This is a genomic window from Blautia sp. MSK18_10 (genome assembly GCF_020553185.1).
Taxonomy (GTDB): domain Bacteria; phylum Bacillota; class Clostridia; order Lachnospirales; family Lachnospiraceae; genus Blautia_A; species Blautia_A wexlerae.
The window spans coordinates 25,754-41,910 of the sequence record NZ_JAJCGT010000012.1 but is presented as its reverse complement, the minus strand read 5'-3'; the positions used below and the strand labels follow the sequence as shown (position 1 = coordinate 41,910).

Below are 16,157 nucleotides of genomic sequence, written 5' to 3'. Positions count from 1 at the left end.
CAAAATGAGTAAAGCAATCGGAATGATTGAATTTAAAACCACATCTACAGGCGTTACTGCAGCAGATGCTATGGTAAAAACATCTGAGGTAGAGATCGTCGAGGCACAGACCGTATGTCCTGGTAAATATATTGCAATTATTACCGGTGACTTAAGTGCGGTAAAGGCCGCCGTTGATACGGCAGTAACTACATATGAGGATAAATGCATTGACAGCTTTGTGCTGGGCAATCCGCATGAATCCATTTTCCCGGCAATTTACGGAACTACTCAGGTAGAAGATATCAGTGCGCTGGGAATTCTTGAAACTTATGATGCAGCTTCCATTATCGAAGCAGCAGACCAGGCAGCTAAGACTGCGATCGTAGATTTGATAGAACTTCGTATTGCCAAAGGTATGTGCGGAAAATCATATATGATGATCACCGGTGAAGTTTCTGCGGTAGAGGCTTCCATTGACAGGGCAAAAGAACTTGTAGCTGCCAAGGGTATGTACCTGGATTCTTCCGTTATCGCACATCCTGACAGAAGAATGATCGACAGTATTTTATAATATCCGGGGTAAGAAGTTTCTGACCTTGACACTCATAAAAAATTTCTCAAAAAAAGGGGGCAAAGATATGCTTGCGCTGGAGAGAAGAAATCTGATTCTCGAAAAATTACAGGCAGAAAAGCGGGTGGTGGTCAGCGAGCTGAGCCAGCTTTATGACGTCTCTGAAGAGACCATACGCCGTGATCTGGATAAACTTGAAAAGGAAGGACTTGCGATAAAAAGTTATGGCGGTGCTGTGATCAATGAGGATGTAAGCATTGATTTGCCTTTCAATGTACGTAAGAACCAGAATGTTACAGGAAAGCAGAAAATGGCTGAACTTGCAGCTTCCCTTGTGAAAGACGGAGATCATATTTTCCTGGATGCGAGTACTACGGCAGTTTTTGTGGCGAAAGCATTAAAGGAAAAAGAACGTCTTACCGTAATTACCAATTCCATGGAAATACTTCTGGAGTTAGCTGATGTATCCGGGTGGAACATTATCTCCACCGGAGGCGTAATGAAAGAAGGATATCTGGCTTTTCTTGGATCAAAGACAGACGAATCCATACGTTCTTATTATGTAGATAAGGTTATCTTTTCGTGTAAGGCACTGGATCTGGAATGGGGGATTATGGAATCTCAGGAAGCTTTTGGCTCTACCAAGAGAGCGATGATCGGTTCCGGACGAAAGAGAATTCTGGTTGTTGACAGTTCTAAATTTGATCAGACAGCGTTTTCCGTAGCAGGAAGCATGAAAGAAGTAGATATTATAGTGACGGACAAAGAACCGACAGAACGTTGGAAGAAGCACTTTGAGAAATTTAATGTAAAATGCCTATATCCTGTCTGATAAAGAAAATAGGAGTATGATACAATGAATACTTTTGAGATGAAAACCGCGATCCATTTTGGGGATAACGCGTTAGACAGATTAAAAGAGATCCCGTATAAAAGGGTTCTCATTATAACAGATCCATTTGTGGTACAAAGTAAAATGATCAATCTGATCACTGCTCCTTTAAACAGTGCAGGTATTGAATACGATATTTTCCATGATGTTGTGCCGGATGCACCTGTGGACAAGATTGCAGAAGGGGTAAAGAAGTTCCTGGAATATCAGCCGGAAGCAGTTGTTGCAGTCGGTGGTGGTTCTGCGATTGATTCTTCCAAGGCAATCAGAGAATTTGCACTGAAGATCAACAATTACGGAAAAGTAGGTCTGATCGCAATTCCGACGACAAGTGGTACCGGATCAGAAGTTACTTCTTTTGCAGTAGTAAACGATACTGCAGCACATGTAAAATATCCGCTGATCTCAGAGAGCCTTACAGCAGATGAAGCAATTCTGGATGCAGAACTTGTAAGGAGTGTTCCGCCGGCCATCACAGCGGATACTGGTATGGACGTGTTTACACATGCGCTGGAATCATACGTAAGTACTGCACATAATGAATTCTCTTCTGCACTTGCGGAGAAAGCGATTGAAATTTGCGGAGTATTCCTGCTGAGAGCATATCTGGATGGCAGTGATATGCATGCGCGTAAGAAAATGCATGTAGCTTCCTGTCTGGCTGGTTTATCCTTTAATACAGCAGGTCTTGGAATCACTCACAGCATGGCTCATCAGCTGGGAGCAATGTTCCATATTCCGCATGGAAGGGCAAATGCTATGCTGCTTCCGCATATCGTAGAATTTAATTCTGATATTAATAAGCACAGTAAGAGCCAGAAAGAGTATCTTCCGGCTGTAAAGAGATACGCCAATGTTGCGCACATTCTCGGACTGAGCAATTATAATAAAGTAATGACGGTCCGTTCTCTGGTAAACTGGATTCAGTTTATGCAGAAAGAGATGAATATTCCGCTGACGATTCAGGAACTGGGAACAATTGCACCGGAAGAATATTTTGCAGCAATTGACAAGATGGCAGACGCAGCACTTGCAGATGCCTGCACAGTGAATAATCCGAGAGTTCCGACTAAGGAAGATATTATAAAGATTTATACGAAATTATGGTCATTCTGAAAATGAAGACAATAATTTCCGGCAGATGCTGACTGCCGCTGAAATCAGATACAGGAGATGGAGAAGAGATGAGTATTTATACAAAAAGAGGAGACAGAGGAATTACAGATATGGCTCATGTCGGTAATATTTCCAAGTCTGATGACCGTATCCGCCTTATGGGTGAGGCTGATGAACTGAATAGTCATATTGAACTTGTAAAAAGTATGCTCCGTCAGTCAGAAATACTTCAGTTTCTTGAACGTATTCAAAAGAATCTTGATCTGATCGCAGCGGGAGTCAGTAACCCATATGATCGTGACTGTAAAGTCAGTGAAAAGGAAACAGCAGTGTTGGAGGCGGAAACAGATAAACTGGAAGCACTGTGCGAAAAGCCTGTTCCGGAGAAGTTTACAGGAAAGAGCCGACTGGCTGCAGAGATAGATATTGCACGTACTGTTGCCAGAAGAACAGAGCGCTGCCTTGCACAGGTCAGCGTGAAGTTTGGCGCAGATACAGAGAGTAAGAGATTTCTTAACCGCCTTTCGGATTATCTGTATATTTTGGCGAGATATATAGAGTATTACTCTGATCTTTCAGTGGAACTGTCTGATGATCATGCGGGTGCATTGGCGAAAACGTCTGATAATAATACAGATGCATTGCCGGAACCGTCCGACAGTAATACAGATGTATTAAAAAAGACGGCAGATATCAATGAAGCCGTCATCCAGGAGGTTCTTAAACGAATGGGAATTCAGAGCAGGATAACATTGGATACAGCGAAGAAACTGATCGAGAGACTGGAGCAGGAAGCTGTGCGCAGAGGGCAGCGTGCGGTAATCGCGGTCTGCAATCCGGAAGGAAATCCGGTTGCGGTCCATGTGATGGATGGAGCATTCCTTGTAAGCTTCGATGTGGCAATGAAGAAAGCCTATACTGCAGTGGCAGTGAAGATGTCTACAATGGAACTTTCGAAGATCGCACAGCCCGGAGGAACCTTTTATGGCGTTGACAAGCTGGATGGTGGAAAAATCGTTATTTTCGGCGGCGGTATTCCGCTGAAGTCCGGAAATACAATTATCGGTGGACTTGGAATCAGCGGCGGTACAGGAGAAGAAGACCATAGTCTGGCAGAGTATGGTCAGTCTGTGTTAAATGAAATATTGTAAGATGGATGACAACTATTTGGCAGTCCGCTGTTGAAGGCACCAGACAGTTGCGAAGGAGTATTAAAAAGATCAGAACAGTTTTGAAGAGAGCTGTTCTGGTCTTTTTGCGATGTACTGATTTATCTTCGTTTATATTTCCCGGGAGTCATGCCCTTATATTTCTTAAAGGTACGTATAAAATAACTCAGATCATTAAATCCGTTTCTGTAAGCAATTTCTGTGATTGAATCATCAGTAGCCGCCAGTTGTAAACAGGCTTCTTCAATTCTCTGTCTGTTCAGATAATCCACAGGAGTCTGATGGGTCATTTCCGAAAAGAACCTGCAGAAATATTTCGGTGACATAGAGACAGAAGCAGACAGTTCCTGAAGTGTGATAGGATTGGCATAATTTTTTTCGATAAATTCCAGAACCTGCTTCAACTGTAAAATACGTTTATAGTCTCTGCGCGTTCGGGTAGGATTTTCGATAAAGTAATGATTACTGAAAACCAAACCAAAAAAGTGGTAAAATTGTCCAAATACAGTCAGCTCATATCCGGTATCTTTTTCATACATGGCATCAAACAGAACAGAAATACAGTTCAGAATCTGTGGATGCTCATCTGAAAAATGTGGAAAAAGCATTGTTTCCTGATGCAGGATTTTCTGGATATATTCTCCGCATACAGGATTGTTTTTCAAAAAAGTGTTCATATCAAAAACAATGCACTGATATACACAATCATGGGGAATTCCTGAATGAAGGATTCCACTATGTACAAAAATGACATCATTCTTAACTGCTGTAAAACTTTTTTCGTCTAAAGTGACAGTAAGAGAACCTTCCAGAATACGAATTATTTCATATTCCACATGCCAGTGATAAGACATGACATATCTGGGATGTGTATGATCGATGTGATGAAACTCAAATGGAAACTCATAAGTGCCTCTTGGACGGTCTTCATTATGGTCTAAATCATGCAAAAGAACTTTCCTCCTTACAAAATTTACAGAAATTTTATGATTAAAACAGAAAAAGTGAATATTGTACTGTTTTTTGCTATTATAACACAAGTAATTTTCTGAATGCAATTATATAATAGATATCAGTAACAAAGTTGAGCAGTCGGGTTACTGTGAACGGAGTGAACAGTGGTTATCGGGCTACTTGGAACAACAGGTGTAGAGGTTATTATTTTTGTTATATTTGCAGTCAGAAGATGCTGCGAAAAGTGAAAATGTAATCTTGGGGGTTAGAGCGTGTCTGAAAAATCATTCCCGCAATCTGCACGCCCCACTTTGCGGGATATTTCACCCGAATTCAGTTGCCGTAGCCCGCTACGGCGCCCTCATCCGGGCAAAATATCCCACAAATTGTGACGCACATCTTGCAGAAAGCTTTTTTTCAGACACGCTCTAGCAGGAAATGATCCTGCGGAAATATTACAATAATTTATCAGGAGGTATTTTATTATGGCAAAGAGCAGATTAATTGGCAGCTATCCGGTAATTGGTATCAGACCTACTATCGATGGTCGTAGAGGAGCACTGGATGTTCGTGGATCTCTGGAAGATCAGACAATGAATATGGCAAAATCAGCTGCTAAATTATTTGAAGAGAATTTAAGATATTCCAACGGCGAACCGGTTAAAGTTGTAATCGCTGATACAACCATCGGACGTGTTGGCGAGAGCGCTGCATGTGCAGATAAATTCCGTAAAGAAGGCGTAGATATCACTCTTACAGTTACACCATGCTGGTGCTACGGTGCTGAGACAATGGACATGGATCCACAGACGATCAAAGCTGTATGGGGATTCAACGGAACAGAAAGACCTGGTGCTGTATATCTTGCATCTGTACTTGCTACACATGCACAGAAAGGACTTCCGGCATTCGGTATCTATGGACATGATGTTCAGGAAGCTGATGACACATCTATTCCGGAAGACGTTAAAGAAAAACTGTTAAGATTCGGCCGTGCAGCAGTTGCTGCAGCATCTATGAGAGGAAAATCCTATCTGCAGATCGGTTCTGTAACAATGGGTATCGGCGGATCTATCATTGATTCCGATTTTATCGAATCTTATCTTGGAATGAGAGTTGAGTCTGTTGATGAGGTAGAGATCATCCGTCGTATGACAGAAGGTATCTATGATCACGCAGAATTTGAGAAAGCTCTGAAATGGGCAAAAGAAAACTGCAAGATTGGCTGGGACAAGAACCCTGAAGAACTTCAGTTCTCAGCTGAGAAGAAAGAAGAGCAGTTCGAGTTTGTTGTTAAGATGGCAGTTATCATCAAAGAACTGATGAACGGCTGTGACAACCTTGATCCTGCATTCTCAGAAGAAGCAATCGGACACAATGCTCTGGCAGCCGGTTTCCAGGGACAGAGACAGTGGACAGATTTCTATCCGAACGGTGACTTTGCAGAAGCTATGTTGAACACTTCCTTTGACTGGAACGGAGCACGTGAACCATACATCCTGGCTACAGAGAACGATGTCCTTAACGGACTTGGAATGCTGTTCATGAAACTTCTTACAAACAGAGCACAGATTTTCGCTGACGTTCGTACATACTGGAGCCCGGAGGCTGTTAAGAAAGCTACAGGATATGACCTTGAGGGCGTAGCAAAAGAAGCCGGCGGTTTCCTTCACCTGATCAACTCCGGTGCTGCCTGCCTTGATGCTAACGGAGAAGCAAAAGAAGCTGATGGAACAGCTGTTATGAAACAGTGGTGGGATATCACAGAAGAAGACCAGAAAGCAATCATGGAAAACACAGAATGGTGTATGGCTGACAACGGATATTTCCGTGGAGGCGGATACTCCAGCCGTTATGAAACACGTGCCCAGATGCCTGCAACAATGATCCGTCTGAACCTTGTAAAAGGACTTGGACCGGTTCTGCAGATCGCTGAAGGATGGACAGTAGCTCTTCCTGAAGAAGTATCTGACAAGCTGTGGAAACGTACAGACTATACATGGCCATGTACATGGTTTGCTCCAAGATGCGATGGCAAAGAAGGACCGTTCAAGACAGCTTATGATGTAATGAACAACTGGGGTGCAAACCATGGAGCAATCTCCTACGGACACATTGGTGCAGATCTTATCACAATGTGCTCTATGCTGAGAATTCCTGTATCCATGCACAATGTTCCTGAGAAAGATATCTATCGTCCGGCAGCATGGAATGCATTTGGAATGGATAAAGAAGGTGCAGATTTCAGAGCATGCAAGAATTATGGACCTCTTTACAAATAATAAATAAAACCGATATGTAAGAATGTATATCGGCCGCCCGGAGTTGGAGATGATCTGACTTTGGGCGGCTGTTTGTATCAGGGGGAATCAAAAAAAACAAACTGATATCTGTGTGTACAGATACCAGCCTGTTGTATATATATGTATGTGTGATGTGTGTATAATGTGTAAAAATGATATTTGGCATGAATATGCCAAAATCCCGAGACATACAAGTCAAAATTCCATTGCCACAGGCAATCTGGAATGAATTTTGGCTACGTTACTGTGAACAGTAACGAAAAGATAAAGCAAAATCAGTTGTTGATTACAACACCTTTCTGAAGCATTATATTTGCATACAGAGCTTTTTCGCTTGTGGAAATAATGCAATATGCAGTTTTAGCTTCTTCATAGAAAGCGAAACGTTCGATGTTTCCAACCGCTTTATCGCCGCGCTCGTCATATTTGGCAACGATTTCTTTATATGTATCCCATATTGGTGTTTCTACATTATCGCCAGGCATAACTTCCATGAGATTTACAGGATGCTCTACGTAAGTATCCAGTGGAAACAGTTTGAGGATCGCATCCAGGATTTCCGGTACACCATGTCCGTCACAGCGGATAGTGATGGCATTCTTTCCCATAGATTCAACAGGGAAGTTACCGTCTGCGATAACAAGACGATCGCTGTGTCCCATTTCACATAAAACTTTTAATAATTCCGGTGATAAAATTTCAGGAATTCCCTTTAACATAATTTGTATTCTCCTTTCAAAATTCTAAAAATCATTGTAAACAGTTTAATGAAAAAAATCAGATTATTCAAGGCAATATTTTACGCAAAAAGAGTAAATTTTTATAGTTTACAGCGGAGGAAACAGTAACACACAGAGCTGTATGAAATGCACAAAAATATATTGAAAAAATTGAAAAAATAGTATAAATATGCTATTATCATTATAGTGAATCACGCAGATATTCGAAACCTGCTTTACTGTTCGCTTATAACCGAATAGCTGCTTTGCGGAGGTTTTACCTGATTCGGTTAAATAAGTAAAAGGAAGTAGTAATTTTTATTGGGTTATCAGGCAGAGGGATGATGCCTGATCTTATGGGGGATAAAATTTAATATGTACAAAATATTATTGGTAGACGACGAAATTCTGGTCAGGGATGCAATCAGGGAGAACATTGACTGGAAAAGCCTGGACTGTGAGCTTGTGGGGGATTGTGAGAATGGCAGACAGGCAGTGGAATTTGTGCAGAGCCACAAGGTGGATGTTGTATTGACAGATATCTGTATGCCTTATATGGATGGTATGGAACTGAGTGAGTTTCTTCATGATAATTATCCGGATATTCTTATTGTTATATTCAGCGGTTTTGGGGAATTTGAATATGCGAAGAAAGCAATCCGTTATAATGTAAGTGAATATATGCTCAAACCTGTCACAGCAATGGAACTGACAAAAGTGCTCCGGAATATGAAAGAAAAGCTGGATTCCAGAAAAAAAGAACAGAAAAAAATGGAATCCCTGTCGCAGACTTCAAAGGATTATCACAAGAATGTGGATGTCATCCGGTCGAAAGCACTGGAGACTCTTGTAAATTGTACCAGAGATGTACAGGTAAGTCTTCTGGAACTGAAAAAACTGGGGATCTGTTTTGAATGTTCGAGCTACAGAGTAGCTGTTTTTGATATGGACACTTACTCAGAAATGTATCAGGTAGATATGCATAAACAGCAGGAAAGCGCACTGATGTCCTTTGTACTTTTTAACATAGGCAATGAAATTGTGACCAGAGAGAACGCAGGTGTTGCTTATCAGGAAGGCAGTAACCGGGTATGCATTATATTTACAGGATGCAGATCCAGAGAATTCGGAGACAAAATACATAGTATCTGTCAGGAAATCCAGCAGAAAGTAAAAGAAGTGATCGGGATTGAAACTTCTATAGGAATCGGAAGCTGGGTGAGATCACCTCAGGAACTGGTCTATTCCTATAAGCTTGCTGAGAAAGCCATTGGCTATCGGTATCTGCTGGGAGGCAGCCTCCTTTTGGATATGGAAGAAAAGAAAACGGACAACAGTATTAATCTTATAAAATCTCTGGAAACACTGACAGAAGAGATAAAGGTCGGAAACAGGCAGAAAGTGACAGAAATCCTGGAGCAGATCGAGCATGAGATCAAAGGGGCACTGGTGGAGAAAAGTTATGCCTGCATTTATCTTCAGCAGGTGATACGTGCCATCGGAAATACCTGCCAGTCCCTGAGTGATGATCCGGAAAAGATCATTGCTCAGAGAGAGAAGCTTCTGAAAGAAGTTTCTCAGGCAAAAACCTTTGATAAAGCAGTGACATTGGTGAAGGAGTATGCTGAAGGAGTATTTGAATCACTTCAGGATCTGAACAGTTCCAGCGGCCAGAGGCAGGGAATGATGGCTATGGATTATATCCGAAAAAATTATATGGATCCGGATCTGAGTCTGAACAGTATCTGTTCTTATCTGAATATCAGTACCAGCTATTTCAGCACTATTTTTAAGGAGATGACAGGGGAAACATTTATCGAATCACTTACCAGGATCAGAATGGAGAAGGCGAAGGAACTCCTGGAGAATACAACTCTGAAGAATTATGAGATTGCGGAAAAAGTAGGATTTTCAGATCCACACTATTTCGGAATTTCATTTAAGAAGATGACAGGAAAAACACCTACCGAATATGCAAGGGAGAAACGCCGATGAAGATTTCTTCAAAATTTAAGAGTATTCAGAGTTCTATTTTCTGTGCGGTGTCGATCCTGGTATTAAGTGCTGTGCTGGTTGTGACAGTGGTATCTCTGAGATATACGAATTCATCTATTTATGAAAATTCTGTCATGTATACACAGACGATCATCAAACAGCTGAATCAGAATATAGATTCGTATATCAGTTATATGGATAATATTGCGTCAGTGATCGCGCAAAGCGGTGATGCTTATAAATATCTGTACAGTGAAAAAGGATATGGAGCCACAAAGGATGAAAATTACAGTGAATACAGACAGCGCCTTGTGGAACAGTTTAAAACGATCCTGAAGGGCAGGGCGGATATCAGAAATATCGGGATTGTCAGAGAGGATAAGAACTCTCCATCTCTGTTTGACAATGGATTATCTGTGAGAAATACATATGTAGATCTTAATACACAGCCATGGTATGCAGATGCAGTCGGAAAATATGACCGGTATAATCTGACATCTTCTCATGTGCAGAATGTGATAAAGGGAGAAAGACCATGGGTCATCACACTCAGCAGAGGAATCTGCAATTATACAGGAACAGAAGCAGAGGATGGAGTAGTTTTTCTGGATCTGAATTACAGTGCGATCAGTGAACTCTGTGCACAGAGCAGCATGGGAGATAAAGGATATGTTTTTATTCTTGATCAGAATGGAAATATCGTTTATCATCCACAACAGCAGCAGTTATATAATGAACTGCAGACAGAGAACATTTCACTTGTTATGAATGCAAAATCAGATATTGTTACTGTCGGAAAGGGAGATGACGAGAAAATTTATGCACTGTCCCATTCTGATATCACAGGATGGACTATTGTGGGATGCATGAATATGTCTGAACTTTTACGAAACAGCAGACAGACAAGAAGTATTTATGTGCTGGTAGCAGTGGGGCTGATCATAGTTGCTCTTCTGATTTCCAGCCTGATTGCCAGAAATATTACGCTGCCGATCCAGAAGCTTCGCGATTCCATGAAAAGTGTGCAGAAAGGAAATTTTGATATTGAAGATATAGAGGTGATTTCCGACAATGAAATAGGAAGTCTTACCAGATCTTTTAATGTGATGACGCACAGGATACGGGAATTAATGGAGCAGAATGTAAAGGAGCAGGAGCAGAAGAGAAAAATAGAACTGAAAGCCCTGCAGTCGCAGATCAATCCACATTTTCTGTATAATACGCTGGATTCTATTATCTGGATGGCTGAAGGAAAGAAGAATGAGGAAGTGGTGATAATGACGGCTTCTCTGGCGCGACTGCTCAGACAGAGTATCAGCAATGAGGATGAGCTTGTAACAGTCGGACAGGAGATTGAATATGTCAGAAGTTACCTCACGATCCAGAAGATGCGCTACAAGGATAAGCTGGAATTTGAGATAAAGGCAGATCCATCCATTACACAGGTACCTATCATTCGTCTGGTATTGCAGCCGCTCGTGGAGAATGCAATTTATCATGGCTTAAAATATAAAGACAGTAAAGGACTGTTGACAGTACATGGATATATGAAAGGTGAGAATGCAGTAATCGATATTACGGACGATGGTGTGGGAATGGATGAGGAAACTCTGAAACATATTTATGATAAGCATAAGGTGAATTACCGTTCCAATGGAGTTGGGGTGTACAATGTGCAGCAGCGTCTGGTTTTATATTACGGAAAAGATTATGGCATTATCTATCACAGTGAAAAAGGAAAGGGAACCACAGCATCTGTTGTAATTCCCGGAATACAGGAGGAATCCCATGAAAAGTCATAAAAAAGAGATTATAACAGTTGCAATCCTTATGGCGGCAGCAGTGGTGATTTTTGCCGGAATCCTGAAACCGGAGGCGACACAGACGAAAAAATGCTCCCTCATTTATATTCCAAAGATCAGGGATAACACCAATGATTTCTGGACTTCGGTAATATCCGGCTGTAAGATGGCGGCAGAGGAATATGAATCTGACCTTGAAATCCTGGCTCCGGATAAAGAAGAGAATATAGAAGAACAGAATAAACTTCTGAAAAAGGCCATTGAGCAGAAACCGGATGCGATTCTGTTTTCTCCTTCCAGCATGGATGCATCAGATGAACTTCTGAAGGAAGCAAAAGAAAAAGGAATCCGTATTACCTATATTGATTCCTATACAAAAGAAGAATTGCAGGATCTTACAGTTGCCACAGATAATGTGAATGCGGGCAGGATGTTAGGAGAGTATGCCAGAAAATTAATCGATAAAGATTCAAAGATAGCCATTGTCAGCCATGTAAAAGGTGTTTCCACGGCTGTGGAGAGAGAACAGGGATTCAGGGAAGGTCTTGGTGACTATGCTGATAACATAGTAGATATTGTCTACTGTAACTCACTCTATGAGAAATCCTATGAACTGGCGCAGGAACTGATGAGGAAATATCCGGATCTGGAACTGATTGCAGGAATGAACGAATATTCTGCAGTTGGTGTGGGAAGAGCAGTCAGTGATGCAGGAGCGAAAGATAAGATCGCAGTAGTTGGTGTGGACTGTTCTCAGGAGGCCATCAATCTTATGGAAATGGGCGTTTATAAGGGAATTATTGTGCAGAAAGCATTCCGGATGGGGTATATCGGAGTGGAAGAAACCATTCATATGCTTAACGGGGATGCAGTAGAGAAGAATATTGATTCAGGATGCGAGCTGGTTACGCCGGAGAATATGTATAACAGTGATATTGAACGGCTGATCTTCCCGTTTAGCTGACTGACGCGTTGAAACGACTGCGTAATATAAGGATAAAAGAAGCAAAAAGGTTAAATATTTCCGGATGAAAAAAAGGAAATATTTAACCTTTTTTTGGAAGATATTTCATTACAATTATCCGACAGGTAAGGTAAGATATAGAAAACAAAGAGATACGAAATAACGTAAGGAGGGTGAAAAACTTGGAAAAGTTGAAACAAAATCCAATTGTGAAGAAACTCGGTCTGAACAGAATCCTGTTAGCATGTATTCTGGTTCTTATGTTCGTAGTCTTCAAAGTAGTTCTGGGAAGTAAGTTCCCTGTAGGTGACAGTATCAAATCTACTTTGAACTATGTATACTTCCTGGGCTTTCTGTCACTTGGAGTAACATTTGTAATTGCCACTGGAGGAATCGATTTCTCCATTGGACCTGTAATGTTCTGCTGTGCCCTGATCTCAGGTTACTGCATGACATCTTATCATGTACCTTGTGCAGCAGCAATGGTGATCTGTATCCTGATCGGATTTGCATTTGGCGTGTTTAATGGCTGGATGGTATCTTATATGTCAGTTCCGCCATTTATCATTTCCATGGCATCTATGAACATTGCAAAAGGTATTGCATCTGTATTTACAAAGACACAGTCCGTCAGCTGGCCACTGGGAAGTGATCCTGTAAACGGATGGTTCAGAAATCTTATCTCCTATAAGGGATTCCCTGTAGGACTTGTGATTTTCCTGGCAGCAGCAGTGATCTGTGGAATTATTCTTTATAACACAAAACCGGGACGTTATATCCTTTGTCTTGGTTCTAACAGCGAAGCAGTAAGACTCAGCGGTGTTAATACAAAAAAATGGAGAATGCTTGCTTATGTGATCTGCGGTGTTCTTGTAGGAATCGGAGCAATTTTCTTTGTTGGTGCTTATACAACTGTTCAGCCTGGATACGGCGATCAGTACAACAATGAAGCGATTGCAGGCTGTGTAATGGGTGGTACATCCATGGTTGGCGGACTTGCTTCTATCGGCGGTACAGTCATCGGTGTATTTATCATTTCTCTTCTTCAGCAGGGTATCATGGCATTTGGTCTTGGTAAAGGTCAGCAGATGATCATCACAGGACTTATCGTAATTGTAGCAGTTTATGTCGACGTTTCTGCAAGACGCAGAAAGAACTGATCGGAAGGGAGGATGTAACAATGGGTGAAGTTATTTTGACTATGAAGGACATTGATAAGTCCTTTCCTGGAGTTCATGCTCTGGATCACGTTAATTTTGAAGTGAAACGCGGCGAAGTACATGCTCTTATGGGAGAAAACGGTGCCGGAAAGTCTACATTGATGAAAGTTCTTACCGGTATTTATCAGAAAGATTCAGGATCCATTACCTATAAAGGAAAGGAAACTGAATTCCATAACACAAGAGAAGCGCAGGATGCAGGTGTTGTAATCGTGCATCAGGAGCTGAACATGGTAGGTGATCTTACCGTAGCTCAGAATATTTTTATCGGACGTGAACCAAAGAAAGGGTTCAGCATTGATGATAAGAAAATGATCGAAGATTCCAAAAAACTCTTTCAGGAACTGAACATTGAAATCAATCCAAAAGAAAAGATGAACAATCTTACCGTCGGAAAACAGCAGATGTGTGAGATCGCAAAGGCTATTTCCCACAAAGCAGAGGTTATTATCTTTGATGAGCCGTCAGCAGCACTGACAGAGAAAGAAATTGCAGACTTATTCGAGATTATCCGTGATCTTCGTAAGAAAGGTCTTGGAATCGTTTATATTTCCCACCGTATGGATGAGATCAAAACGATCACTGACAGAGTAACAGTCATGCGAGATGGTGGTTATGTAGGAACGCTGATCACAGCAGACAGTACAAAAGAAGACATCATCAACATGATGGTTGGACGTGTCATTTATGAAGATCCTAAGGAACACAGCATGGTTGCACCGGATGCACCTGTTGTTCTTAAGGTAGAGAACCTGAATGCAGGTAAGATGGTTCAGAATGTAAGCTTTGAACTTCGCAAAGGTGAGATTCTTGGTTTCTCAGGACTGATGGGAGCCGGACGTACTGAGACAGCAAGAGCACTGTTTGGTGCTGACCCGAAACAGAGTGGAAAGATCTCTATAAGGGGAAAAGACGGACAGCTTCGCGAGGTAACTATCAACAGTCCTCAGGATGCAGTTAAATATGGTATTGGTTATCTGTCAGAGGACAGAAGAAGATATGGTTGTGTCGTACAGAAATCTGTAACAGAGAATACTACGCTGGCAACCATGGAAGAATTTACCAGTGGTATCTTCATTAATAAATCAAAAGAAAAAGAAGTTTCAGAGAAATACGTTAAAGAGCTGGCAACCAAAACTCCAAACTGCGAGCAGCTGGTAGTCAATCTTTCCGGTGGTAACCAGCAGAAGGTCGTTATCGCAAAATGGCTGACACGAGACAGTGAGATTCTTATTTTTGATGAGCCGACCAGAGGTATTGATGTTGGTGCCAAGAATGAAATTTACAAGTTAATGAACAGACTGGCTGCAGAAGGTAAATCTATTATCATGATTTCTTCTGAAATGACAGAAGTTCTCCGTATGAGTGACCGTATTATCGTTATGTGTGAAGGTAAGATTACAGGAAATATTGATATTTCCGAAGCTACACAGGAACACATTATGAATCATGCAACACGGAACATCAATTAAGGAGGAAAGTCATGACTAAGAAGAAAAAAAGTATTTTAAGTGATCAGAGATTTATTGTATTACTGGTTATTATTGTACTGTTTGCAATTTTCTCCTTTAAGAGCAGGGAGTTCAGACAGTATACCACAATCCTGAGTATGCTGGATTTCTCATATTATGATCTTCTGATGGCAATCGGTGTTACATTCCCTCTTATTACAGGAGGTGTAGACCTGTCAATCGGAACAGGTATGGTATGTTACGCATTGATCGCAGGATCTCTGGTAAGAAATAATAATCTTCCGGTTGTACTTGCAATGTTACTTTGCATTGTACTTGGAATTATTGTAGGAGCAGCAAATGGTGTGCTGATCGGTATTATGAACCTGCCGCCATTCCTTGCAACACTTTGTACATGTATGATTACCCGAGGTGCAGGATCCCTGTGCAGTGCCACTCCCTGGCCGGGACTTACACAGGAGGGCGGATGGTTCCATTCAATCTTTAAGATTACAGTTGGAACAGGAAGAAGTGCTTCCCGTTATCCTATCGGTTTCTTATGGATGATTATTCTGGTCCTTGTAATGGAATATGTTCTGAATCATACAAAATTCGGTCGTTATACGATCGCGATCGGTTCCAATAAAGAAGCAGCAGCTCTTTCGGGAATCAACGTTAAATTCTATCATGTTATGGTATATGTAGTATGCGGACTCTTCACAGGTCTTGCAGCTATCGCATATGCGGCAGTTACACCAACTGTACAGCCTGGTACCGGTGCAGGACTTGAAATGGATGCCATCGGTGGAGTATTCGTAGGTGGTGTTGCAGCAACAGGTGGTTATGGATCAGTAATCGGTACTTTAGCCGGTATCTTCGTTATCATGCTTCTGAAAACCGGTCTTCCATATATCGGACTTCAGGCAAACTGGCAGCAGATCATTACAGGTGCAGTTCTTATCATTGCAGTACTGATCGATATCATGAAAGAAAAGAAAGCAGCAGCAAAATAATTTTCA

At 41.5% G+C, this 16,157-nt stretch carries 13 protein-coding genes and 2 pseudogenes; 12 read left to right on the top strand and 3 right to left on the bottom strand.

Annotated elements, in window-relative coordinates; translation table 11 throughout:
• The first annotated feature begins 4 nt into the window (after positions 1-4).
• The 4 genes from LI074_RS07125 to LI074_RS07110 all read left to right on the top strand — a co-directional run bounded on the left by LI074_RS07125 (position 5) and on the right by LI074_RS07110 (position 3,712).
• Complete coding sequence (locus LI074_RS07125) at positions 5-553, top strand: BMC domain-containing protein (protein WP_008705571.1); 549 nt, start codon at positions 5-7, stop codon at positions 551-553.
• A 67-nt stretch (positions 554-620) separates the two neighbouring features.
• Positions 621-1,385 carry a DeoR/GlpR family DNA-binding transcription regulator gene (locus LI074_RS07120; RefSeq protein ID WP_008705569.1) on the top strand — a complete coding sequence of 255 codons (765 nt, stop codon included), beginning with the start codon at positions 621-623 and terminating at the stop codon, positions 1,383-1,385.
• A 24-nt stretch (positions 1,386-1,409) separates the two neighbouring features.
• The gene (locus LI074_RS07115; protein WP_008705567.1) at positions 1,410-2,561 is read left to right on the top strand and encodes a 1-propanol dehydrogenase PduQ; all 1,152 of its coding nucleotides are present in this window, start codon (positions 1,410-1,412) and stop codon (positions 2,559-2,561) included.
• Between the two features lie 68 nt (positions 2,562-2,629).
• Positions 2,630-3,712: a cob(I)yrinic acid a,c-diamide adenosyltransferase gene (locus LI074_RS07110; RefSeq protein WP_008705565.1), complete on the top strand. Its 1,083-nt coding sequence runs from the start codon at positions 2,630-2,632 to the stop codon at positions 3,710-3,712.
• Positions 3,713-3,831: 119 nt separating this feature from the next.
• Here LI074_RS07110 and LI074_RS07105 read toward each other — a convergent pair whose 3' ends face one another.
• Entirely contained in the window at positions 3,832-4,680 is an 849-nt protein-coding gene (locus tag LI074_RS07105; protein ID WP_118409550.1) for an AraC family transcriptional regulator, read from the bottom strand.
• A 229-nt stretch (positions 4,681-4,909) separates the two neighbouring features.
• Positions 4,910-5,062 (bottom strand): annotated as a pseudogene (locus LI074_RS17810) (DUF6783 domain-containing protein).
• Between LI074_RS17810 and LI074_RS17805 the strand changes: the two are divergent.
• A pseudogene (locus LI074_RS17805) lies at positions 5,021-5,116 on the top strand (DUF6783 domain-containing protein); the annotation flags it as partial. The pseudogenes LI074_RS17810 and LI074_RS17805 sit on opposite strands and share 42 nt — an antisense overlap.
• A gap of 53 nt (positions 5,117-5,169) precedes the next feature.
• Entirely contained in the window at positions 5,170-6,966 is a 1,797-nt protein-coding gene (locus LI074_RS07100) for an L-fucose isomerase (protein ID WP_173698054.1), read from the top strand.
• Between the two features lie 296 nt (positions 6,967-7,262).
• Here the strand turns inward: LI074_RS07100 and LI074_RS07095 are convergent, their stop codons facing one another.
• Positions 7,263-7,706, bottom strand: coding sequence for an RbsD/FucU family protein (locus tag LI074_RS07095; protein ID WP_008708382.1), 444 nt, complete (start codon positions 7,704-7,706; stop codon positions 7,263-7,265).
• Positions 7,707-8,081: 375 nt separating this feature from the next.
• Here LI074_RS07095 and LI074_RS07090 point away from each other — a divergent pair, with 375 nt between their 5' ends.
• From LI074_RS07090 to LI074_RS07065, 6 genes are all read left to right on the top strand, one after another.
• Complete coding sequence (locus tag LI074_RS07090; RefSeq protein WP_173698053.1) at positions 8,082-9,701, top strand: response regulator; 1,620 nt, start codon at positions 8,082-8,084, stop codon at positions 9,699-9,701.
• The gene (locus LI074_RS07085) at positions 9,698-11,503 is read left to right on the top strand and encodes a sensor histidine kinase (RefSeq protein ID WP_022380184.1); all 1,806 of its coding nucleotides are present in this window, start codon (positions 9,698-9,700) and stop codon (positions 11,501-11,503) included. The genes LI074_RS07090 and LI074_RS07085 overlap by 4 nt, the downstream gene beginning before the upstream one ends.
• Positions 11,490-12,467 (top strand): substrate-binding domain-containing protein, encoded by a 978-nt coding sequence (locus LI074_RS07080; RefSeq protein WP_022380185.1) that lies wholly within the window; start codon positions 11,490-11,492, stop codon positions 12,465-12,467. Before LI074_RS07085 ends, LI074_RS07080 begins: the two co-directional genes overlap by 14 nt.
• A 182-nt stretch (positions 12,468-12,649) precedes the next feature.
• Entirely contained in the window at positions 12,650-13,627 is a 978-nt protein-coding gene (locus LI074_RS07075) for an ABC transporter permease (protein WP_008705559.1), read from the top strand.
• 20 nt (positions 13,628-13,647) lie between these two features.
• Positions 13,648-15,159, top strand: a complete 1,512-nt coding sequence (locus LI074_RS07070) for a sugar ABC transporter ATP-binding protein (RefSeq protein ID WP_008705558.1) — start codon at positions 13,648-13,650, stop codon at positions 15,157-15,159.
• Between the two features lie 11 nt (positions 15,160-15,170).
• Positions 15,171-16,151 carry an ABC transporter permease gene (locus LI074_RS07065; RefSeq protein WP_008705556.1) on the top strand — a complete coding sequence of 327 codons (981 nt, stop codon included), beginning with the start codon at positions 15,171-15,173 and terminating at the stop codon, positions 16,149-16,151.
• The last annotated feature ends 6 nt before the right edge of the window (positions 16,152-16,157 follow it).

Coding starts and splice junctions, on each gene's coding strand:
- LI074_RS07070 (WP_008705558.1), top strand. CDS start 13,648: ATGGGTGAAGTTATTTTGACTATGAAGGACATTGATAAGTCCTTTCCT.
- LI074_RS07110 (WP_008705565.1), top strand. CDS start 2,630: ATGAGTATTTATACAAAAAGAGGAGACAGAGGAATTACAGATATGGCT.
- LI074_RS07100 (WP_173698054.1), top strand. CDS start 5,170: ATGGCAAAGAGCAGATTAATTGGCAGCTATCCGGTAATTGGTATCAGA.
- LI074_RS07125 (WP_008705571.1), top strand. CDS start 5: ATGAGTAAAGCAATCGGAATGATTGAATTTAAAACCACATCTACAGGC.
- LI074_RS07080 (WP_022380185.1), top strand. CDS start 11,490: ATGAAAAGTCATAAAAAAGAGATTATAACAGTTGCAATCCTTATGGCG.
- LI074_RS07065 (WP_008705556.1), top strand. CDS start 15,171: ATGACTAAGAAGAAAAAAAGTATTTTAAGTGATCAGAGATTTATTGTA.
- LI074_RS07085 (WP_022380184.1), top strand. CDS start 9,698: ATGAAGATTTCTTCAAAATTTAAGAGTATTCAGAGTTCTATTTTCTGT.
- LI074_RS07090 (WP_173698053.1), top strand. CDS start 8,082: ATGTACAAAATATTATTGGTAGACGACGAAATTCTGGTCAGGGATGCA.
- LI074_RS07120 (WP_008705569.1), top strand. CDS start 621: ATGCTTGCGCTGGAGAGAAGAAATCTGATTCTCGAAAAATTACAGGCA.
- LI074_RS07095 (WP_008708382.1), bottom strand. CDS start 7,706: ATGTTAAAGGGAATTCCTGAAATTTTATCACCGGAATTATTAAAAGTT.
- LI074_RS07115 (WP_008705567.1), top strand. CDS start 1,410: ATGAATACTTTTGAGATGAAAACCGCGATCCATTTTGGGGATAACGCG.